This window comes from Rhizobium sp. O111 (assembly GCF_055616315.1).
Genome location: NZ_JBSHXL010000001.1, coordinates 120,023 through 141,913, shown reverse-complemented (window position 1 = coordinate 141,913; position 21,891 = coordinate 120,023). Strand labels below are relative to the sequence as shown.

Here is a 21,891-nt window from a genome sequence, read left to right as displayed (position 1 = left end):
GATGTTTACTCCGTTTACCAGCGGCGCTCAAAGCGACGACGCAAGAGGATGGCTCCGAGGTTCATGACGATCAGGAACAGGAGCAGGACGATGATGGCGCCGGACGTGCGCTCGACAAAGGCGCGTTCGGCTTCGTTTGCCCACATGTAAACCTGCACCGGCAGAGCCGTGGAGGGATCCATCGGGGTGGCAGGCGCATTGGCGACGAAGGCGACCATGCCGATCAGGAGCAGCGGCGCGGTTTCACCGAGCGCGTGCGCCAGACCAATGATGGTGCCGGTCAGGATGCCAGGCATTGCCAGCGGCAGGACGTGGTGGAACACCATCTGCATCTTCGAAGCGCCGAGACCAAGAGCGGCTGCGCGGATCGAAGGGGGCACGGCGCGCAGTGCCGCGCGGGTGGCGATGATGATCGTCGGCAGCGTCATCAGCGTCAGCACCAGGCCACCGACCAGCGACGCGGAGCGCGGCAGGCCTGCGAAGTTGATGAAGACGGCGAGACCGAGCAGACCGTAGACGATCGACGGAACGGCCGCGAGGTTGTTGATGTTGACCTCGATCAGGTCGGTCAGCTTGTTCTTCGGCGCGAACTCTTCGAGGTAGATCGAAGCGGCGACACCGATCGGCAGCGACAGGGCAAGAACGATCAGCATCAGGTAGAGCGAGCCGATGAGGGCGACGCCGAGACCTGCGGCTTCCGGACGGCTGGAATTGCCGTTGACGAAGAGGCCGGTGTTGAACTCCTTGTGGAGCGTGCCGCTGGCGGCCATCTGCTGCATCCAGCCAACCTGGCGGTCGTTGACCTTGCGGTTCTTCTCGTCAACCGTCAGGTCGATCTGGCCCTTGTTGGCCGAGTCGACGTTGGCGTCGGCGAGAAGCGTGACGTTGACCGTCTTGCCGATGAGCGACGGATCGGCAACGACCATGTCGCGGAGCACGATCGGCGCGCCCTTGGAGATCATCGCGGTGGCGTCACGCGTTTCCGGACGGCTCTGGGCGTTGATGCCGAGCGTCTTGACCATGGCGTCGCGGATGAGCACCGGATAGTTGGCGGCGATCAGCACCGACGGGTCGGTGGCGCGCTTGTTGTTGGGGTCGAGCACCTTTTCGGAGAACTCGATCGGCAGGGTGATCGAGGTCTGCGCGAAGGCCGTGTAGCCCTGACGGATGACCGTCGTGAGCAGGATGGCCAGGAAGATCAGACCGAAGGAGATGGCAGCGATGCCATAAGCCTGGAAGCGGCGTTCGGCGGCGTAGCGACGCTTGATGCCGATGTCGCGGCGGGCCGGCGCCTTGGAGACGACGACGCCCTGTCCGGAGGAAACAACGTCCGTCATTCGTACTGCTCCCGGTATTTGCGCACAATGAAGAGCGCGTAGATGTTAAGGCAAAGCGTGATGAAGAACAGCGTGATGCCAAGCGCAAAGGCAACCAGCGTCTGCGGCGAGGTGAACTCAAGGTCACCCGTGAGCTGGTTGACGATCTTGACCGTCACCGTCGTCATCGGCTCGAATGGGTTGATCTGGATGCGGGCGGCAACACCGGCCGCAAGCACGACGATCATGGTCTCGCCGATGGCGCGCGAGGCGGTCATCAGCAGAGCGCCGACGATACCCGGCAGGGCAGCGGGGAGAACGACCTTCTTGATCGTTTCCGAACGCGTGGCGCCGAGGCCGAGCGAACCGTCACGCAGAGCGCGCGGCACGGCGGTGATGATATCGTCAGACAGCGAGGAAACGTATGGGATCAGCATGATGCCCATGACGATACCGGCGGTCAGAACGCTCTGTGCCTGGATGAAGTTGCTGTAGTCGCCGGTCAGAAGGCCATTCACCTGGGACGAGAGGTCGCGCAGGAAGGGGCCGACAGTGATGAGGGCGAAGAAGCCGTAGACGATGGTCGGGATGCCGGCCAGCACTTCGAGCAGCGGCTTGGCGATGCCGCGAACCTTGGGAGCCGCGTATTCCGCCATGTAGATGGCCGCGAAGAGACCGACCGGAACGGCGACCAGCATGGCGACGAAGCCGATGTAGAGCGTGCCGAGCAGCAGCGGGATGAGGCCGAACTGGCCGAAGGACGAGCTGCCGGCGCCGGCAAAGCGCGGATCCCAGACGGTGCCGAAGAAGAAGTCGGCGGCCGGAACTTCAGCGAAGAAGTGGGCGGCTTCCGTCAGCATCGACATGACGATGCCGACAGTGGTCAGGATGGCGATGGAGGATGCAAGCAGCAGACCCCAGAGCATGACGCGCTCGACGCGGTTGCGGGCCCGGAAACGGGGAGCGACTTCGCGCAAGGCATAGAAGCCACCGGCGACGCCGAGCGCCAGAACGACCAGCGTCATGATCAGGCGGCTGATGCCGCTTTCGGTGTTCAGCTTCTGCGCGCCTTCGATCATGTAAGGCTGCGGCACGCCGGCGAGCGGAACGCCCTTGGCGGCGAGCTTGGCCTGGAGACCGGCGGGATCGCCGACACCTGCGGCAACGTCTTCGCTCGCGAGCAGCGGCAGACCGCGGGCGATGGCGCTGACCATGCCGTAGTTCAGGTTCTGCTGAGCAGCCGGCTGAGCCTTGACGTCTTCAGGAAAACCGCCGCGGACGGAGGATTCAATAATGGAGGGGCTGATCGCAAGCCAGGCGCACAGAACGATGAGCGCAGGCAGGATAGCCCAGATTGCGGCATAGGCACCGTAGTAGCCAGGCCGGGAGTGCAGTGCCGAGGATTTACCTCCGGCAAGCGCCGTCGCGCGGCTGCGCGCTGCCACAAAGGCAACCGCGCCAAGCACAACGAGGCACAAGAGTAAGACGGATGTACTCATTCGTTAAGGTCCCCCAGGCCCTCGGCCCCCAAGAGCGAAACGGCGCTTCGGCCATCTCGGCTTCCAATCATGGAGTAGTTCAGCTTCACCGCTCCCATAGAGCGGACAAAGGCAATGCCGGCGCGACCCTTTGGATCGCGCCGGCAAAGTTTATTACATGGTCTTGCCGTCTTCGACCGACTTGCGGGTCGCTTCGCGCTCAGCGTCCGGAGCAGCAACCAGGCCGTACTCGACGAGCGGGCTGTCAGGGCCAACCATCTGGTCGGATACGAAGAAGTTTACGTATTCCTTCAGGCCCGGGATAACGCCCAGGTGAGCCTTCTTCACGTAGAAGAACAGCGGACGGGAAACCGGGTAGGTGCCGTCAGCGATCGTTTCCGGGCTCGGAACGATACCCTTGACGGTAGCGACCTTCAGCTTGTCAGCGTTGTTTTCGTAGAAGGAGAGGCCGAATACGCCAACACCGGTCTTGTTGGCAGCGATGCGTGCCAGCGTTTCCGGATAGTCGCCGTCGATGTCGACTGCAGCGCCGTCCTTACGAACTGCAACGCAAGCCTTGCTCTGAGCAGCCTTGTCAGCGATTTCCTTGGAGATCACTTCGAGAGCGCCGCTATCCTTGCAGCCAGCAGCGAGAACGTTCAGTTCGAACACTTCGCGGGTGCCGTGCTTTTCGCCGGGGATGTAGGCAGCGATATCAACAGCCGGGAGCTTCGAGTTGACTTCCGACCACTTCTTGTAGGGGTTTGCGACGAGCTTGCCGTCGACAACAACCTGAGCGGCGAGAGCCTTGTAGAGGTCGGCCGGCTCGTAAGCGACGTCAGGGTTGGACGAGTCGGTTGCGAAGACGATGCCGTCGTAGCCGATCTTGACTTCCTGGATGTCGGTAACGCCGGCAGCCTTGCAGGCTTCCAGTTCCTTGGCGTTGATCGGACGCGAAGCGTTGGCAACGTCGATCGTGTCAGGGCCTACGCCCTTGCAGAATTCCTTGAGGCCAGCGCCCGTACCACCGGATTCAACGACCGGCGTCTTGAAGTCCTTGAAGGTTTCGCCGAAGGTTTCGGCAACGATCTTGGCGTAAGGCAGAACGGTGGACGAACCACTGACCTGGACCTGGTCGCGAGCAACAGCCGCGCCTGCGAAAGCGGCGGAAGCAGCAAGTGCAGCGACCGTGAGTTTAAAAGCGTTCATAATAGTCTCCCGGGCTTATAGCTGTCTGGGTGGGGCCTGAACGGCCCTTTGACGGTGCCGTCTCTGTCAGCGGCACGCATTCTTTAGCCCCTGATGACAAGAGCTTTTATGTCAGTTCGGTGAAACATTTATGACAGTCTATGCAATTGAAATGCATAGACAAAATCAGACTTCTTAAAGACCGGGACGTCTTTTATGTCAAAATCGGACGGTAAAGCTCGTTCCCTTGCCGACCTCGGACTTGACGATCAGGCGGGCGCGGTGGCGCGTCAGGATGTGCTTGACGATGGCAAGGCCAAGGCCGGTGCCCTTCTTTGAGCGGCTATCCTCGATGTTGACGCGATAGAAACGCTCCGTCAGGCGCGGCACGTGTTCGGCCGGAATACCCGGGCCCTTGTCGACGATGGTGACCTCGACGGGTCCGCTGGGGCCATTTTTCAGGAAGACCTCGACGAGCTCTCCTTCCTGGCCATACTTGCAGGCGTTTTCGATCAGGTTTTCAAACACCTGCACAAGCTCGTCGCGATCGCCCGCCACCTCGGCTCGGCCTTCTGGCAGATGCAGCTGAATATCGACGCCGACATCATTGGCGAGCGGCAGAAGCGCATCCCGGACATGGCCGAGCAGAGGGACGAGATCCACCTTCTCATCCGGCGCGATATGCGACTTCAATTCCAGGCGTGACAGGGACAACAGGTCGTCGACCAAGCGGCTCATGCGCGTGGTCTGATCGAACATGATGCCAAGGAAGCGTTCCTGCGCCTTGAAATCGCTTTTCGCCGGCCCCTGGATGGTTTCGATGAAGCCGCGCAGCGAGGCGAGCGGCGTGCGCAGCTCGTGGCTGGCGTTGGCAACGAAATCGGAGCGCATGCGATCGATGCGGCGCACTTCCGATATGTCACGGAAGGACAGGACGAAAAGGCGCTCGCTTGCGCCATGGTTGGCACCGCCGACGGCGCCAAGCTCCACCGGCGAGCTGCGGACAATATAGACCCGCTCCGACGGCAGGCGCTCGGAGTGCTCGATCTGGTTCGGCGCGTTGGTGACGATGGTTTCGCGAACCATGTCGAGAATGCCGGGCGAGCGAAGGCGCGCGGAGATATGGGCGCCAATGACCATCTCTCCGAAGGCCTTTTCAGCGGCGCGGTTCTGGAACAGCACGGAGGCATCGCCGGCCAGCACCATGACGGGAATGTCGAGCGCCGAAAGCGTCGCCGACACCTCGGGTAGAAGGCTGCGCGCGGCGGGCTCCTCGACCTCGGACACCGGCGGGGCCGAGGCAACTTGCGGGCGCGGCTCAGACGAGCACATGATCGCAAGCAGCATGATTGCCAGCAGGCCAAGCACGCCCCAGCCGTTCATGCCCGCGGTTACCGCGATGAACGCAATCGCCAGCGCGACGAGAAGCACGAAGCTCTCCCGACGGAGCTTCGCCGTCAGTTTGGCCGTCCATGGCGTTTGCTGTTCCAAGTGCCCCTCGCGACGTCGATTCGTTCTTCGTTGGCTATCAAACTGCGCCTGATAGCGCTCTTTCATGACAGAAGTTTACCGATGCCGCCAGCAAACCGCCAATGCGCCCTGACTACGCACATAATTTTTACTGATGCCGAGAGGTTTGATTTTCAAAAGGAAATATGTTCGCCTTGGCGGCTACGCACATAATGAGGAGGATCGTCATGCCGGAAGATGTCGAAAGCAGAGCAGTCGAACTGGATATCAGGGGCAAGAAGCGCATTTTCGACGTGGACGATCCGGTGCTGCCCGACTGGGTGGACGAGGAAGCACTGAAATCAGGCGACTTCCCCTATAACAAGAAGCTCAAGGAAGAAGAGTATCTCGAAGAGCTCAAGGCGCTTCAGATTGAGCTGGTGAAGGTGCAGTTCTGGCTTCAGGCGACCGGCAAGCGGGTGATGGCGCTGTTCGAGGGCCGCGACGCGGCGGGCAAGGGTGGCGCGATCTCGGCCTCTTCCGCGCACATGAACCCTCGCCTTGCCCGCGTGGTGGCGCTAACCAAGCCGACGGACCGCGAGGCCGGACAATGGTATTTCCAGCGCTACATCGCGCAGTTTCCGACGGCCGGCGAGTTCGTGCTCTTCGACCGCTCCTGGTACAACCGCGCCGGCGTCGAGCCGATCATGGGTTTCTGCACGCCGAAGCAATATGAGGATTTTCTCGCGCAGGCGCCGCAGATCGAGAAGGTGATCAGCCACGAGGGCATCTTCTTTTTCAAGTTCTATCTGGATATCGGCCGCGAGATGCAGCTCAAGCGGTTTCATGACCGCCGCCATGATCCCCGGAAGGTATGGAAGCTGTCGTCGATGGATATCGCGGCGCTGACCAAATGGGACGACTACAGCGAAAAGCGCGACCGGATGCTGAAGGAAACGCACACGGAATTCGCGCCCTGGACCGTGGTTCACGCCAACGACAAGCGCCGCGCCCGCGTGAACCTCATCCGCCACATGCTGAAGACGATCGATTATGACGGCAAGGACAAGGACGCGATCGGCAAGCTCGACGACAAGATCATCGGCCAGGGGCCGAAGTTCCTGAAGTGACCGCGGCCAAGCGCACTAACTGAGCGGTTGCCCGACCGCCTTATTGGCCGGGCAGGATGCGCACGGCGTAGAGGTTGATGCCCCTCGCCTTGCCGTCCACGTCGCTGTTGATCAAAAGCGTGCCCGCCGAGGTCGGCGCGAGCGAGCGATCGAAGCGGACCTGCAGGAGAACATCCGACTTTTCGCGGTTGACCGTGAAGCGGTGGCGGGCGCAATCGCCGAGCGACTGGAAATCGCATTCGACGGTGATCTGCGTCGGCTCGTCAGAGGTCGATTGCAAAGTGACCGCGATCGTCGAGGACTTGCCGGCGAGCTGCTGCAGGATATCCGGCGGAACCGTAATGCCGACATTGCCGTCGGCGCCGGCGCTTTGCGAGGTCAGGCGCACGGCCGGGCCATCGTTTTCGGCAATGCTCTCGACGCGCGATTGCGCGCCCTTGACGATCTTGTTGGCATCCGACGGCTTGAAGATTTCAAGCCATGCGGCGGAGAAGGAATTCTGCGGATCGATAACCGGCGCCTGGCTGGCGTCGCTGTCGGCGGTGTGATTGTCACTCGCGCCGTTGAAATCCTCCGGTGCAGTGGTGGCGGGCGGATTGGCGACGCTGGTATCGCGCTCTGCCGCCGTCATCAGCAGGCCTGATGTGTGCGCCCACCAGGCGCCCATGCCGATGAAGGCGAGGAGGACGCACCAGACGAGCAGGCGCGAGAAGAACTTGCGCGGCTTACGGCGGGCGACGGCGCGCTCGGGCCGGAAATCCATGTTGGCCGGCTTCTTCTCGGCCACGAAGGGTTCGGGAGCCGCCGCCAGATGATCGGCATCGCCGGCATGCAGGCCGCCGAGACCGGAGTCCTCTTCGTAGCGATTGTCAGCGACCATAACGTCAGGCGCGGGCGCCCGCGTTTCGCCGCCGATCGTCGGGCTGTCGAAATCATCCGGAGCGCGAGGGGGTGGTGGTGGCGGGATATCGACCACTGGCGGCACCGGGACCTCAGGCGGCCCCTGGCGCGGATGAAGGCGTTGTCGCTCCTCCGCCTCGATCATGTGGATCGTCGTTTCCAGACGGTGGCGATGATGGGCGATCGCGTTGGTATCGGTGACGTCCTGCTTGCGCAGACCGGCTTCCAGCGCCTGGCGCGCGGATTGATAGATCTTGGCTCGGACTTCGGGATTGTCGCGATCGGCATTGTCTAGCGCCGTTCTGATAGCCGTTTCTAATCCGCTCACGTCCGGTCCTTCGTGCTGATGACAGGCGTCATATGCTTAACAATATGCAACTGCGGTAGCGGCTGATGCCGTAAACCGCAAGGCTTGGGCTGCCGACGGCGCCGCTTCATAGGGGATAATACCGAAAGGCAGGCCTTTTTATAGAGCAAGCGATGTTGGCGGAACCGCGACACGGTCTTTTCCTGGCGAAAACTCTCTGCTATCACATTGACGTTTTCGTAAACGTCAATTCTTCACGGTGACCCATGGCCCTGCCCTCGATCCTGACGCAAAACCTCAGACTGCCCGTGGTGGCCTCTCCGCTGTTCATCATTTCGCACCCGGCGCTGACGCTGGCGCAGTGCAAGGCCGGCGTGATCGGCGCATTCCCGGCGCTCAACGCGCGGCCGGAAAGTCAGCTCGACGAATGGCTTGCAATGATGACCGAGGATCTCGCAGCGCACGACGCCGCCAATCCGGACAGACCGGCCGCACCCTTTGCCGTCAACCAGATCGTCCACACGTCGAACAAGCGGCTCGAGCACGACCTGATGCTCTGCGTGAAATACAAGGTGCCGATCGTCATCTCCTCGCTCGGCGCCGTGCCCGAGGTGAATGCCGCCGTGCATTCCTATGGCGGCATCGTGTTGCATGACGTGATCAACAACCGCCACGCCAATTCGGCGATCCGCAAGGGCGCCGACGGGCTGATCGCGGTGGCGGCGGGTGCCGGTGGTCATGCCGGCACGTTGTCGCCGTTTGCGCTGGTGCAGGAAATCCGCGAATGGTTCGACGGCCCGCTTCTGCTTGCCGGCGCGATCGCCAATGGCGGCGCGGTCCTGGCCGCGCAGGCGATGGGCGCCGACATGGCCTATATCGGCAGCCCCTTTATCGCCACCGACGAGGCGCGCGCATCCGACGCCTACAAGCAGGCGATCGTCGACGGCGCATCGAGCGATATCGTCTATTCCAACTATTTCACCGGCGTCGCCGGCAACTACCTGAAACCGTCGGTCAAGGCCGTCGGCCTCGACCCCGACAACCTGCCGGTCGCCGACGCCTCGAAGATGGATTTCGAACAGGCCGTTGGCGGCGCCAAGGCGTGGAAGGACATCTGGGGCAGCGGCCAGGGCATCGGCGCCATCAAGGCCGTCGAACCCGTCGAGGCGCTCGTGGACCGCATGAAAAAGGAATATGACGCAGCACGCGACCGACTGGCGCTCCCCTCGCCGGCTTGAACGGCGCGGGGTATGTTTCCACAGCCGCGTTCTTTTTTACCAAAGACGTGACAGGGCGCTTGAAATCTTCCGACAATGCTTGTATCAGCGCCATGCAAATCGCGGGCCGAACACAAATCACCCGCCGGATTGCCGCTTTAGCTCAGGTGGTAGAGCACATCATTCGTAATGATGGGGTCGCAGGTTCGAGTCCTGCAAGCGGCACCAGTCTTTTCAAGCACTTAGAATCGAATAACCTGCCGTTCCGACGCAATCCTGCGAGGTCGGTTGCGCCCATTGCTTTCACCACAAATCTTCCTGCCGCGCGAAGCGATGCCCGCGCCATGGCGCGGGCTCGCGGCAACCGAAAGGTCCGAAATTACCGGAACAGGCTGATGATGCCGCTCGGGGCGGAGTTGGCGATCGACAGGGCCTGGATGGCGAGTTGCTGCTGGGTTTGCTGGGCGGCGAGCCTGGAGGATTCCTGCTCCATGTCGGCATCGACGAGACGGCCGATGCCGCTGTCGAGGCTGTCCATGAGCTTGCTGGCGAAAAGCGTCTGCCCTTCGATACGGCTCTGCAACGATCCGAGCGTGCTGGCGCTTTCGATCGATCTCTTCAGCATATATTCGACGCCGGTGAGATACTCATCGACACCAAAGGCGGAGCCGGTGACGTCGACCTCATCGAGGTCGAACTCGAGCGTCCACGGCGGATCGGACTGCACGTTGCCAACGCTGACACGGGCGGCGTGGTTGCCCGCCTCGGGGTAGATGCTTCGATCGGCCGAGAATGTGATGGTGTCGCCGGATGGCACGACCACCAGCTTGCTGCCCGCCGAGGCGAATGCAATGATGGTGGCGAGGTCCGTGGCATTGCCGACATAACCATCGCTCGTGCCGAGCGCCGCATCAACAGTCGCCCGGTCGATCGTGTAGGTCTGCATCGGGCTGGGACCAACCTGTACGTCGAAGGTGATCGACGCCTCCTCGGAAACGGTGAACGACCGGCCGAACGTCATGTGGGCCTCAGGATACATATTGTCGTGATTGGCAAGCGGCGCATTCTCCAGACCGAGCCCGAAGCCGGACGGGTAGACGCCGCCGAAATCCGATGCAACGCCCGTTATGTCAATGCTGGAGCCAGGATGACCAGAGGTCTCCAGCGAAGCGATCTCGAAACTCGCCGCCGTCAGCGAACCAGAGAAACGCGTCTCATTGGCTGTCGCGGGGACGCCGTTATCGGAGAAGACCTGGTTCAGCACCTTGCGCATGTCGGAAGCGTTGCGAATCTTGCCGTCGTTCGTGCCCAAGGCGACGTCGATCACGCTCTTGTCGATCCTGAGCGCGGTAAAGGTTTCGCCAGCGGAATAGTGTCCTGCATCGACCACCAGATCGAAGTCGATGTAGTCCGCCGAACCGAAGGTGGCGGGGCCGGTGAAATTGTGGTTCTCGTGGCCCTGATGGGCGTCGGAATTGATGTTGGTGCCGCGGAAGCCGCCGATATCGCCGACACCGCCCAACTCCTTCTGCAGGATACCGCCACCGCCGGTGTTCAGCATGCTGCTCAGCTTGAGATTCACGCTTTCCGTTTCCACCTTTACCGATCCGTCATCCGAGCGGACGAACGACGACATGACGGAGGCCGTGAGATCATCCGTGACCATGAGATGCGTCGGGGCGTCCGTGGTCAGCCAGTTGACTCCATTGAAGCTCGACGAAGCCACGATGCTTTCGGCCTGGAGATTGAGCTGCTTCAATTCATCCTGGACTTTAGCCTTGTCGACGCCGTCCTCGGTGGCGGCGACGAGCTTCGCCTTGAACTCGATCAGCACGTCGACGATCGAGTCAGTACCGGCATATGCGACATCGACCTTGGCGGACGCCATTCCCAGCGCATCCGAGACGGCGGAGACCGCCTTGCTGTCAGACCGCATCGTCGTGGCGATGGACCAGTAGGCGGCGTTGTCGGATGCCGTTTCCACGCGCAGGCCCGACGATATCCGGCCTTGGGTCTCCTGCAGTCCTGAGTTGAGAGAGCTAAGCGTCTGAAGTGCTGCAAGCGCCGAGGTGTTTGTCAAAAGGGACGTCATCGGAGATCCAGATAAATAAAACCTTGAATTAAAACGAAGAGCGTTTCGGCTGATTCTTGCAGCCTATGAGTGCTTAACTAAGAAAATCACGGTTAACAAAGTATGGATACGATTAGCTAAATCTGATGAAAATGGTACAACTCCGGAGTTGTTCTTGTGGCCGCCGCGAAAAAAGTCACAAAAGTCGCGCCATCAAGTAGTTTCCAAGTCGTTCTTCGAGGTTTTCGATCAGGAAACTCAGGAATTAGGCCCGGTCGAAAGAATTTCGACCGCACTCACGATTTGCCCTTGCGCGCGCACCGTAAAGTGATGCGCCAAACGGCCACATCCCCAGAATTCGCGATACCGCGACGCATTGATGTCGCATATGAGTGCGATCGTCCTGAAACGTGATGGCGGTCGCGTTTGGATTGGGCGGGCCGTGTCATGAGGGGTCTGAGGCACGGCCCGCAACGCAAACGGGGAGAGCGCACATGTGGGATATCCTAACGATCATAGGCATCTTTGGCCTGCTCTTTCTGGGGCGTGAGGCGCAGATCGTGTTCGCGAAGGCGCGCGCTTCCGGATGGAATGATTTTCCCCGGCGCTAAGCCGTTTGCGATCGAGCTTGCTTCGATCTGCCAATGATGCGCGGCGCAATAAACGGCGCCTGCTCCCATTGCCTGATGCCAGCCTGCGAACCTCATCCGAATGAGCGAAGTGCAAGGCGGCGCGCGAGGTGGTAGGTTGAGCTGTCTCGTTGGTATTGCGTTATCGATTGTATTGAGTTCGCGAGACGTGGCCCGCCTTGAGCGGGCTTTTTTTCGCCCATACGAGCCGCTCGGCATTACTTCGCTAAGGCTTCCCCGTCGGTCGGGCCCTGCGGCAGGGATTGCAGCAAGGTCTGGCGCGCGGAGCGCAGATGCACTCGGCAGGCGGCGTCGATCGCGGCGGGATCGCCTGCTTCAAGGGCGGCGATATAATCCAGATGTTCATGGATGGCGCGTTCGTTGCGCTGGCGGGCGAAGGCCTTGTTCCACTGGTAGTGATAATGGAAGACGATGGCGATGGCGTCGTAGAAATCGGCGATGAAACGGTTCTTCGCCGCACCGTGGATCAGCAGATGGAAGCGCTCGTCGAGGGCTGAGAATTCCTTGTAGCGACCGTCGAGATCATCGAGCAGGGCGTGGTGCTCGGCCTTGATCTCCGCAAGAGCGCGCCAGGCTTCGTTATCCTGAGGCAGCCGGCCGAATTCGGCGGCGGAGTGGAGCTCGAACATCTCGCGCACTTCGGCAAGTTCCAGCGCGAATTCGCGGGTAAAACCCTTCAATATCCAGTGGCTGTTCGGCCGCTTCTCGATCAACCCGAAGCGCGAGAAGCGGATCAAGAATTCGCGCACGCTTGTGGTGCCGGTGCCGATGTCGCGGGCGAGCTCCAGCTCGTTGATCTGCGTGCCGGGTGCTGCGTCATCGGAAAGAATGCGCTGCATGAAGCTGCGCTCGATGATGTTGTGCAGGGAATCCGTCTCTTCCGAGGGAAAGAGATCTGCCTGGGTCGGCGTACGCAGCACGACTTTCTGGCGCTTGTTCCAGCTGATGATCCCCTCTTCGTCCAGCCGGGTCAGGATGGCGCGGGCGGTGCTGCGGCTGATGCCGAGCTTGGCGGCGATGTCGGGCTCGGATGGCAGGGTCTCGTCGGCGCGCAGAGCCGCGACATAGCGATTATACGCTTCCTTGAAGACCGTGTTTTGCCGCGCCATGCACACCCCGCCTTGTTGCCCTGCAGCACACGGCGAAAGCCCGCGAATGGCGGGCGCCGGCGCGTGGCAGGAGCTTATCTCTCGGCGATCCTTATCTTATTTTGGATCGTCCGCGGCTGTTTGCCTCCCTCGTCCACAGGATCAATAATCCCGTTGACTTGAAAATGTTTATTGTAGATAAAAAACAAAAGCAATGCGCATTCGCCGATGCAGCGAGTGTTTCCCTAGGGAGAAGATCGTTGAAAAAAGACCCTTGGATCATCCTGTCATCAGGCGACAATGTCGCGGTTGCCACGGCCCCGATCGCCGCCGGCGAGATGGTGGCGGGGATAACAACGCTGGAGAAGATCGACCCCGGTCACAAAATTGCGCTGACAGACATCGCGCTCGGGCAGCCGGTGGTGAAGTACGGGCAGGCGATCGGGCGCACGACATCGGACGTCAAGGCCGGCCAGCATATCCATAGCCAGAACCTGCATTTCGAAAACGACCGCCTGGCCGCCACCGCCAATTCGGCGCCGGAAGAAGCAAGCGCTACTGACCGCGCGCGCACCTTCATGGGCTACAAGCGCGCCGACGGGCGCTCGGCGACACGCAACTATATCGGCATCATCGCCAGCGTGAACTGTTCCACCACGGTCTGTCGCGCCATCGCCGACCAGGCCAACCGCACCATCCTACCGCATTACGAGGGCATCGACGGTTTCGTTCCTATTGTCCACGACCAGGGTTGCGGCATGAGCTCGACAGGCGACGGCATGGCCGTTCTGCACCGGACACTTGCCGGCTATACCAGGCACGTGAATTTCGGCGGCGTGCTGATGATCGGGCTCGGTTGCGAGGTCAACCAGCTGACGCTCTACGGCCAGAGCGGCGCCGGCAATTCCAAGCGCCATTTCAACATTCAGGATGCCGGCGGATCGCGCCGCGCGGTCGAGCGGGCCATGGGCATGCTGAAGGAAATCGCCGACGATGTCGGGCGCGAGCGGCGCGTGCCGCTGCCGATCAGCGACATCATCATCGGTATGCAGTGCGGCGGTTCCGACGGCTTCTCGGGCATCACCGCCAACCCGGCGCTGGGTGTCGCGGCCGATCTTCTGGCTGCCGCCGGCGGCACGGCCATCCTGTCGGAGACCTCCGAGATCTACGGCGCCGAGCATTTGCTTCGCAGCCGCGCGGTGAGCGAAGAGGTCGCCCGCAAGCTCGACGAGAAGATCGTCTGGTGGGAGAAATATGTGGCGATGCACGGCGCCTCGCTCGACAACAACCCCTCCCCCGGCAACAAGCGCGGCGGTCTGACCACCATCCTGGAAAAGTCGCTCGGCGCTGTCGCCAAGGGCGGGCGTTCGCCGTTGACGGCGGTTTATGGCTATGCCGAACGGGTGACCGCGCCGGGGCTCGTCTTCATGGACACACCCGGCTATGACCCCGTTTCGGCCACCGGCCAGGTCGCTGGTGGAGCCAACATGATCGCCTTTACCACCGGCCGCGGCAGCTGCTTCGGCTGTCGCCCGGCACCATCCATCAAGCTCTCCAGCAATTCGGCGCTCTACGCCTCGATGGAAGAGGACATGGACATCGACTGCGGCACGATCGCCAGCGGCGACGCGACGATATCGGGCAAGGGTCGCGAGATCTTCGATCTGATCATCGATACGGCATCGGGCAAGAAGACCAAGAGCGAGGAGTTCGGCTACGGCGATAACGAATTCGTGCCTTGGCATCTCGGAGCAACGCTTTAATCAAGAATATCGACAGTCTTCAGGGAGGAATGATGAAGACGAGGAGGATCGGCCGGACCGAGCTTGAGGTGACCGAGGTGAGCTTCGGCGCCGCAGCCCTTGGCGGCCTCTACCGCGCTTGTCCGCGCGAACAGGCAATGCAAACGCTCGACGCGGCATGGGATAGCGGCATCCGCTATTTCGACGTGGCGCCCTGGTATGGCTTGGGGCTCGGCGAGCGGCATGTCGGCGATTTCCTGCGCGGCAAACCGGAAAGCGAATGGGTGCTCTCCACCAAGGTCGGGCGGCTGCTCAGGCCAGTGCCGACCGGCACCGTTCCCGACTACTCCTATGTCGATCCGCTCTCCTTCGATGCCGATTACGACTATTCCTATGACGGCATCATGCGCTCGGTCGAATTCAGCTACGCAAGGCTGGGACTGAACCGGATCGATATTCTCTATGTGCACGATATCGGCGGCTATACGCATGGCGCGGCGAAGAATGCCGTCTATCTCAAGCAGTTCCTCGATACAGGCATCAAGGCGCTGGAAGAACTGAAGGCATCGGGCGTGATCAAGGCCTTCGGGCTTGGCGTCAACGAGGTGCCCGTGTGCCTCGACGTGATACGCAATGCCGATATCGACTGCATCCTGATGGCCGGGCGCTACACGCTGCTCGACCGCTCGGCGGAAGCCGAACTCTTGCCGCTCTGCCGCAAGAAAGGGACGTCGCTTGTCGTCGGCGGTGTCTTCAACTCCGGCATTCTGGCGACGGGCGCGGTGGCGGGGTCGAATTTCGACTATATGCCGGCGACCGAAGAGGTGCTCGCCAAGGTGCGCGGCATGGAAGCGGTCGCAGCCAGGAACGGTGTATCGCTCGCCGCGCCGGCGCTGCAGTTCGCGCTGCGCGACCCGCTCGTGTCGTCGGTGCTGATCGGCACCGGCAAGGCATCCAGCGTGACGCGCAACATGGACCTCTTCTCACCGATTTTGCCGGAGACGATCTATCCGGAATTCGATAGCTTCACCCTCGTTGCGCCGCCACTCGGCGACGATGCTGTTCGCGTTTAAGGAAAAACAGAATGCTTAAAGGAATTCATCCCGTCCTCAGCCCCGATCTCTTGTGCGCCATCGCGCGCATGGGCCATGGAGACGAGATCGTCATCGCCGACGCCAACTTCCCGTCCTTCTCGATGGGCCCGGAAATGATCCGCGCCGATGGCGTCAGTGCCACGACCATGGCCGAAGCGATCCTGACGCATATGCCGCTCGATACGTTCGTGCCGGAATCGGCCTGGGTCATGGAAGTGGTGGGCGATCCGACTGCCGTGCCCGAAGTTTGCAAGGAATTTCAGACCATCGTTTCCAAGCGCGCAGGCGATTTCGGCATTTCGACGCTTGAGCGCTTCGCCTTCTACGAACGGTCGCGCAAGGCCGCCTATATCGTCGCGACCACCGAGTTTCGGCTCTACGGCAACATCATCCTGAAGAAGGGCGTGGTGCTGCCGGAAGAGGTATTCTGGGGATAAGGACAGAAACGGAATAAACGTTCCGTATTGACATTAACACGGAACCTATGTTTCATAAATCGAACTCGAAGCCTTTTTGGCCGGATGTCTTGGAGGGACGTCTGGCCTCGGAGGAAAAGGCAACGAGACTGGGAATGGGGAGTTGCCAGCGCCTTTGTGCCGGCGGCTCGATCGATAAGCGGGTGCAGGACTGGTCCGGAAAGAGCCAAAGGGCTTACCCGGCGCGGTCTTGCAAATAAGGCAGGCCTCGGCTAGCTTCAAACTCGTAAATGTTTTTTATCGATAAAAGTCTCTTGTTCGCGTTCGCGAGAGATTTCCTGGAGGAAGAACGCACTTGGAGGAGAACCAACATGCGCATGAAGTCCATTCTTTCGCGTCGCGCCTTTACCGCTCTCGCGGGCGCCGCCGTCATGGCAACAGCCGTGCCGATGCCGTCCTTTGCGGCAGACGTGACCATTCCGATTATCGTCAAGGATACCACGTCCTTCTACTGGCAGATCGTGCTGGCCGGCGCCCGCAAGGCAGGCCAGGATCTCGGCGTCAAGGTGCCGGAGCTCGGCGCACAGGCCGAGTCCGACGTGAACGGCCAGATCAGCATTCTCGAGAACGCAGTTGCCGGCAAGCCGGCCGCGATCGTCATCTCGCCGACCGAATTCAAGGCGCTCGGCAAGCCGATCGACGAAGCCGCCAAGTCCGTTCCGATCATCGGCATCGACTCCGGCGCGGATTCGAAGGCCTTCAAGTCGTTCCTCACCACCGATAACGTCCAGGGCGGCCGCATCGCAGCCGACGGCCTGGCCGCGGCGATCAAGGAAATGACCGGCAAGGAAGAAGGCGAAGTCGTCATCCTGACCAACCTGCCCGGCGTCGGCTCGCTCGAGCAGCGCCGCGAAGGCTTCCTCGATCAGCTGAAGACCAAGCATCCGGGCCTGAAGCTCATCGCCGACAAGTATGGTGACGGCCAGGCAACGACCGGCCTCAACATGATGACTGACCTGATCACCGCCAACCCGAACCTCGTGGGTGTGTTCGCCTCGAACCTCATCCTTGGCCAGGGCGTCGGCCAGGCAATCGCTGAAAACAAGCTCGGCGACAAGATCAAGGTCATCGCGTTTGACAGCGACGACAAGACGGTCGGCTTCCTCAAGGACGGCTCGATTGCCGGCCTCGTGGTGCAGGATCCCTATCGCATGGGCTATGACGGCGTGAAGACCGCGCTTGCCGTGTCCAAGGGCGAAAAGGTCGAGGCAAACGTCGATACCGGCGCCAACCTCGTCACCAAGGCCAACATGAGCGACCCGAAGATCGACGCGCTCCTGAACCCGAAGATCAAGTAACGACCTGACGAGCGCCGTGCGGGAGCGATCCCGCACGGCCCTTCTTCCCTTCGGCCGAACTCCTCAAGGGGAGCGGACGGCGAAGGACGACATGGGCAATTCGCGAGGAGGAGACGCAAATGAGCCTGGAAGAGGTCAGTCATCGCCACGATGACAGCGCCAAGCTGAAGGAGGCGAACCGCGTGCCCGCGGGTGCCCCGATCCTCGAACTCAAGGGATTGCAGAAGAATTACGGATATGTGCAGGCGCTGAAGCCGGCAACGGTCACCTTCCTTGCCGGCGAGATCCACGCGATCGTCGGCGAAAACGGCGCCGGCAAGTCGACGCTGATCAAGCTTCTGACCGGCGTCATCACCCGTACGGCCGGCGAAGTGCTCTGGTGCGGACACCCGGTCGCGCTTGCAACGCCCAACGAGGCGATCGCACGAGGGATCAACGCGGTGCACCAGGAAGTCGTGCTCTGCCCGCATCTCAGCGTGGCTGCCAATCTTTTCCTCGGCGACGAGGTCAATCAATTCGGCCTGATGCGCAAGCGCGAGATGGAGAAGATGGCGCAGGCCGTCCTCAACGATCTCGGCTTCGGCCTGCCTGCCGGCGTTCCGCTTAGCGATCTCACGATCGGCCAGCAGCAGCTCGTCGCGACCGCGCGCGCTGCCATGCGCGGCACGCAGTTCCTGATCTTCGACGAGCCGACCGCCTATCTGACACGCCAGGAATCCGCACAGCTCTTCAAGCTGATCCGCCGCCTGCAGAACGAAGGCGTGACGATCGTCTACATCAGCCACCGCATGGAAGAGGTCTTCGAGCTGGCGGACCGCGTCTCGGTTTTGCGCGACGGCACGCATGTCGGAACGCGCGATATCGGCGAAACCAATGAGAACGAGCTGATCGCGCTGATGATCAACCGCTCGATCGAGCAGATCTATCACAAGGAAGAGATCGCGATCGGCGAGACCATCGTCGATGTGCGCGGCTTGTCCGGGCCGGGCTTCGAGAACGTGTCGCTTTCGGTGAAGGCGGGGCAGATCGTCGGTCTATACGGCCTGATCGGCGCCGGGCGCAGCGAGTTCGCGCTCGGGCTCTACGGCCGCGAGAAGACCACGGCCGGCGAAATCCACTGGATGGGCAAGAAGGTCAACATCAAGGACGAGCGCACCGCGATGGAGCTCGGCATCGCCCTGGCGCCGGAAAGCCGCCGCGACCAGGGCCTCTGCCTCAACCTGCCGATCGGCCTCAACATCAACCTGCCGGTCTTCAAGCGGCTGAGCAAGGGACCTGTCATCAGCCACAGCGAGGAGACGCAGAACGCCGACCAGCAAATCCGCGACCTCGCGATCAAGACGCCGAGCCGGCGGGTACTGGTTTCGGCGATGTCTGGTGGCAACCAGCAGAAGGTCGTCATCGGCAAGTGGCTGAGCCATGGGGCGCGGCTCTTCATCTTCGACGAACCGACGGTCGGCGTCGATGTCGGCACGAAGGCGGAAATCTATCGGCTGTTCGCCAAGCTTCTGAAGCAGGGCGCGGGGATCATTCTGATCTCCTCCTACCTGCCCGAGGTCTACGAACTGGCGGACCGGCTGCATGTGTTCCGCAGTGGCCAGCTGGTGGCGAGCCACGACTTCCACGCCGCCACGCATGAAGAAGTGCTGAGCGAAGCGATCGGCGTCTAAGAGAACAAGAGGGAGAGAGAAAATGACCGTAACCCCCACCGAGATCGCCGCGCCGCCGCCGCGCCGCAAGGTCAACATCCTGTTCGGCCTGACCCTGATCGGTCTTCTGGCCTTCCTGTGGATCCTGCTCGGTGTCGTCACCGCCAGCTTCTGGACGCCGCTCAACATCTCCAACCTTCTGCGCCAAGGCGCGATGACGGCGATCCTGGCGCTTGGCCAGACCTTCGTGATCATCACCGCCGGCATCGACCTTTCCGTCGGCGCAATCGTCGGCTTCTGTACGGTTATTCTCGCCTGGCTGCTGCAGGCGGGCTTCCCCGTCTGGGCAGCGATCCTGATCACGCTTCTGATCGGCGTCGGCATCGGGGTGTTTCATGGCTTCGGCATCGTCAAGATGGGCCTGCCGCCCTTCATCATCACCCTGGCGACGCTGACATCACTGCGCGGTATCGGGCTTTTGATCACCAATGGCTCGACGATCAACATCGTCAACGAGCCCTTCACGAACTTCGCCCGCGCCGACTTCCTCGGTGTCCCGAGCCTATTCTGGATGGTCGTGCTGGTCGCGATCCCCTCCTACATCTTCCTGCATCTCAGCCGCTGGGGCCGCTATCTCTTCGCGGTCGGCTCCAACCGCGAGGCAGCACGTCTGTCAGGTGTCCGGGTCAACGGCATCATCTACATGGCCTACATCCTGTCGGCGACCTTCGCGGCCTTCGTCGGCGTCCTGCTCGCATCGCGTATCGCCATCGGCAACGCCACGCAGGCGGACGGTTGGGAACTGCAGGCGATCGCCTCGTCGGTCATCGGCGGCACCTCGCTGTTCGGCGCGGTGGGTTCCGTGCACGGTCCGCTGATCGGCGCCTTCATCCTGGCGACGATCAACAACGGCGCGAACCTGCTCAACGTCAACTCGTTCTGGCAGCGCATCATCACCGGCCTGCTGATCATCGTGATCGTCTACTTCGATCAGCTGCGCCGTCGCCGCAGCTCTTAAATGCCAATATGGGGAGCCGGCCAACGCCGTCGGCTCTCCTTTAATCGAATGCAGGAACCGTCATGAAAGCCGTGCTTTGCCAACAACCGGGTGTTCTCGAGATCGTTGAGCGCCCCTCTCCCGGCACGCCTGAAGCCGGCTGGGCGCGGCTCGCCGTCAGCCATGTCGGCATCTGCGGTACCGACTACCATATCTTCGAGGGCAAGCATCCGTTTCTCGAATATCCGCGGGTGATGGGCCACGAGATCTCCGCAACGGTGGTGGAAACCGGCGCAGGGGTCGAGATCGCGGTCGGCACGCCCGTCATCGTCAACCCGTATATCTCCTGCGGCCGATGCGTCGCCTGCCGCAAGGACAAGGCGAATTGCTGCACCGATATCAAGGTGCTCGGCGTCCACACGGATGGGGCATTCTGCGAGGAGATCACGGTTCCGGCGGGCAATCTCTATGCGGCGCAGGGGCTGAGCCTCGAAGCGGCGGCGACGGTGGAATTCCTGGCGATCGGGGCGCATGCCGTACGCCGCTCGCTTTCGCCCGCCGGCTCGCGCGCGCTCGTCATCGGCGCCGGCCCGATCGGCCTTGGGGCCGCGATCTTTTCGCGGATCGCCGGCCATGAGGTGACCTTGCTCGACACCAGCGCGGAGCGGCTGGAGATGGCCGCCGAGCGCTTCGGATTTACGTCAGGTATCGTCGCCAATGATGCGAGCCTCGACGCGGTGAAGGCGAAGACCGACGGGGATGGCTTCGACGTCGTTTTCGACGCGACCGGCTATGGCCCCTCGATGGAGAAGGCGTTCCAGTTCGTTGCGCATGGCGGCGCGCTGGTTCTGGTCAGCGTCGTGAAGGACGATATCCGCTTCTCTGACCCCGAGTTTCACAAGCGCGAGATGATGGTGATCGGCAGCCGCAATGCGACGCGGATCGACTTCGAACACGTGGCGGCCTCGATCGCCAATGGTCTCGTGCCGGTGGATCGGCTGATCACCCACCGCACGACGCTTGCCGATGCGCCGCGCGATCTGGCGCGCTGGGCGCATGAGAAGAGCGGCCTGATCAAGGCCGTGATCAAAGTCGGCTAAAGACTATCGATCGCCTCGCGCATCTGGCGCACGATGGACGCGTCCGTTCGGTTGGGCGACGCCGCCTCGAAGCCGAAGGCGACCGCGCGGGGATCGACGCTTGCAACGGGCGAGCTGCAGGAGCCGTGAATTTCGCGGGCACCGGTGGCGCGCAGGATCTGCGGCGCATTGGCGGGGCGCACGCCGCTGCCGGGCATGATCGAGATCCGCCCGGCTGCCTTCTTCGACAGCCGCGCCAATGTCTCCAGGCCATCGATGGCCTTGGGGATGCAGCCGGAGGTGAGGATGCGCTCGCAGCCGAGTTCGACGGCCTGCTCCAAGGCGGCATCGGGATCGGGAACGAGATCGAAGGCGCGATGCAGCGTCGAGCCGAGCCCTGCGGCGTGCGCCTTCAACCGGCGCAACAGCGGCATGTCGAGCGTGCCGTCCGCAAGGTTTGCCCCAATGACCACACCGGCGAGGCCGAAGGCGCGGACAGCATCGATATCCGCCATCATCGCCGCTTCATCGCCGCTGTCGAACACGAAAGGGCCGGCATGCGGGCGGATCATCGCGTAGACGGGGATGGGAGCGGCAGCTGCCGCTTTCATCATGCCGGCGACCGGCGTGAGCCCGCCAATCTCGAGCGCCGAGCACAATTCGATACGATCGGCACCACCTTCGATCGCCGCCGCCAGACCGCGCGGGCTGTCCACGCATACCTCAAGCAAGATTGTCACGCTTTCCTCCCTCGTCATCTAA

At 61.8% G+C, this 21,891-nt stretch carries 17 protein-coding genes and 1 tRNA gene; 10 read left to right on the top strand and 8 right to left on the bottom strand.

Annotation, left to right across the window (positions count from 1 at the left end; all coding sequences use genetic code 11):
• Window positions 1–14 precede the first annotated feature (14 nt).
• The 4 genes from pstA to phoR all read right to left on the bottom strand — a co-directional run bounded on the left by pstA (window position 15) and on the right by phoR (window position 5,473).
• Window positions 15–1,337, bottom strand: coding sequence for a phosphate ABC transporter permease PstA (gene pstA / locus ACVTFQ_RS00700; protein ID WP_047507228.1), 1,323 nt, complete (start codon window positions 1,335–1,337; stop codon window positions 15–17).
• On the bottom strand, window positions 1,334–2,815 hold the full coding sequence (gene pstC / locus ACVTFQ_RS00695; RefSeq protein ID WP_047507225.1) for a phosphate ABC transporter permease subunit PstC: 1,482 nt from the start codon (window positions 2,813–2,815) through the stop codon (window positions 1,334–1,336). Before pstC ends, pstA begins: the two co-directional genes overlap by 4 nt.
• 153 nt (window positions 2,816–2,968) lie before the next feature.
• Entirely contained in the window at window positions 2,969–4,003 is a 1,035-nt protein-coding gene (locus ACVTFQ_RS00690; RefSeq protein WP_111561643.1) for a substrate-binding domain-containing protein, read from the bottom strand.
• 198 nt (window positions 4,004–4,201) lie between these two features.
• A complete protein-coding gene (gene phoR / locus ACVTFQ_RS00685; RefSeq protein ID WP_181459211.1) occupies window positions 4,202–5,473 on the bottom strand; it encodes a phosphate regulon sensor histidine kinase PhoR in 1,272 nt (423 codons plus the stop codon).
• A 206-nt stretch (window positions 5,474–5,679) separates the two neighbouring features.
• Here phoR and ppk2 point away from each other — a divergent pair, with 206 nt between their 5' ends.
• Window positions 5,680–6,561, top strand: coding sequence for a polyphosphate kinase 2 (gene ppk2, locus ACVTFQ_RS00680; RefSeq protein WP_111561642.1), 882 nt, complete (start codon window positions 5,680–5,682; stop codon window positions 6,559–6,561).
• 40 nt (window positions 6,562–6,601) lie between these two features.
• On the opposite strand, the gene ACVTFQ_RS00675 is transcribed toward ppk2, so the two are convergent.
• Entirely contained in the window at window positions 6,602–7,789 is a 1,188-nt protein-coding gene (locus ACVTFQ_RS00675) for a hypothetical protein (RefSeq protein ID WP_111561641.1), read from the bottom strand.
• Between the two features lie 245 nt (window positions 7,790–8,034).
• Here ACVTFQ_RS00675 and ACVTFQ_RS00670 point away from each other — a divergent pair, with 245 nt between their 5' ends.
• Both ACVTFQ_RS00670 and ACVTFQ_RS00665 read left to right on the top strand, forming a co-directional pair.
• A complete protein-coding gene (locus tag ACVTFQ_RS00670; protein WP_111561640.1) occupies window positions 8,035–9,006 on the top strand; it encodes an NAD(P)H-dependent flavin oxidoreductase in 972 nt (323 codons plus the stop codon).
• 131 nt (window positions 9,007–9,137) lie between these two features.
• Window positions 9,138–9,213 (top strand) — tRNA-Thr (locus tag ACVTFQ_RS00665).
• A 151-nt stretch (window positions 9,214–9,364) separates the two neighbouring features.
• Here the strand turns inward: ACVTFQ_RS00665 and ACVTFQ_RS00660 are convergent.
• Entirely contained in the window at window positions 9,365–11,077 is a 1,713-nt protein-coding gene (locus tag ACVTFQ_RS00660) for a flagellin N-terminal helical domain-containing protein (protein ID WP_111561639.1), read from the bottom strand.
• An 826-nt stretch (window positions 11,078–11,903) separates the two neighbouring features.
• Window positions 11,904–12,815: a GntR family transcriptional regulator gene (locus ACVTFQ_RS00655; protein WP_111561638.1), complete on the bottom strand. Its 912-nt coding sequence runs from the start codon at window positions 12,813–12,815 to the stop codon at window positions 11,904–11,906.
• 239 nt (window positions 12,816–13,054) lie between these two features.
• Between ACVTFQ_RS00655 and ACVTFQ_RS00650 the strand changes: the two genes are divergently transcribed.
• From ACVTFQ_RS00650 to ACVTFQ_RS00620, 7 genes are all read left to right on the top strand, one after another.
• Window positions 13,055–14,557, top strand: a complete 1,503-nt coding sequence (locus ACVTFQ_RS00650; RefSeq protein ID WP_111561637.1) for a UxaA family hydrolase — start codon at window positions 13,055–13,057, stop codon at window positions 14,555–14,557.
• 32 nt (window positions 14,558–14,589) lie between these two features.
• Window positions 14,590–15,609: an aldo/keto reductase gene (locus tag ACVTFQ_RS00645; protein ID WP_111561636.1), complete on the top strand. Its 1,020-nt coding sequence runs from the start codon at window positions 14,590–14,592 to the stop codon at window positions 15,607–15,609.
• Window positions 15,610–15,620: 11 nt separating this feature from the next.
• Window positions 15,621–16,067, top strand: a complete 447-nt coding sequence (locus ACVTFQ_RS00640; protein ID WP_018898291.1) for an RbsD/FucU family protein — start codon at window positions 15,621–15,623, stop codon at window positions 16,065–16,067.
• A gap of 350 nt (window positions 16,068–16,417) precedes the next feature.
• The gene (locus ACVTFQ_RS00635; RefSeq protein WP_047507194.1) at window positions 16,418–17,404 is read left to right on the top strand and encodes an ABC transporter substrate-binding protein; all 987 of its coding nucleotides are present in this window, start codon (window positions 16,418–16,420) and stop codon (window positions 17,402–17,404) included.
• A gap of 119 nt (window positions 17,405–17,523) precedes the next feature.
• Window positions 17,524–19,074 (top strand): sugar ABC transporter ATP-binding protein, encoded by a 1,551-nt coding sequence (locus ACVTFQ_RS00630; protein ID WP_111561635.1) that lies wholly within the window; start codon window positions 17,524–17,526, stop codon window positions 19,072–19,074.
• Window positions 19,075–19,096: 22 nt separating this feature from the next.
• Window positions 19,097–20,071 carry an ABC transporter permease gene (locus ACVTFQ_RS00625; protein WP_047507192.1) on the top strand — a complete coding sequence of 325 codons (975 nt, stop codon included), beginning with the start codon at window positions 19,097–19,099 and terminating at the stop codon, window positions 20,069–20,071.
• Window positions 20,072–20,133: 62 nt separating this feature from the next.
• Window positions 20,134–21,150, top strand: a complete 1,017-nt coding sequence (locus ACVTFQ_RS00620; protein ID WP_111561634.1) for a zinc-binding alcohol dehydrogenase family protein — start codon at window positions 20,134–20,136, stop codon at window positions 21,148–21,150.
• Here the strand turns inward: ACVTFQ_RS00620 and ACVTFQ_RS00615 are convergent.
• Window positions 21,147–21,869, bottom strand: coding sequence for a copper homeostasis protein CutC (locus tag ACVTFQ_RS00615; protein ID WP_111561925.1), 723 nt, complete (start codon window positions 21,867–21,869; stop codon window positions 21,147–21,149). The two genes, ACVTFQ_RS00620 and ACVTFQ_RS00615, sit on opposite strands and share 4 nt — an antisense overlap.
• Between the last annotated feature and the right edge of the window lie 22 nt (window positions 21,870–21,891).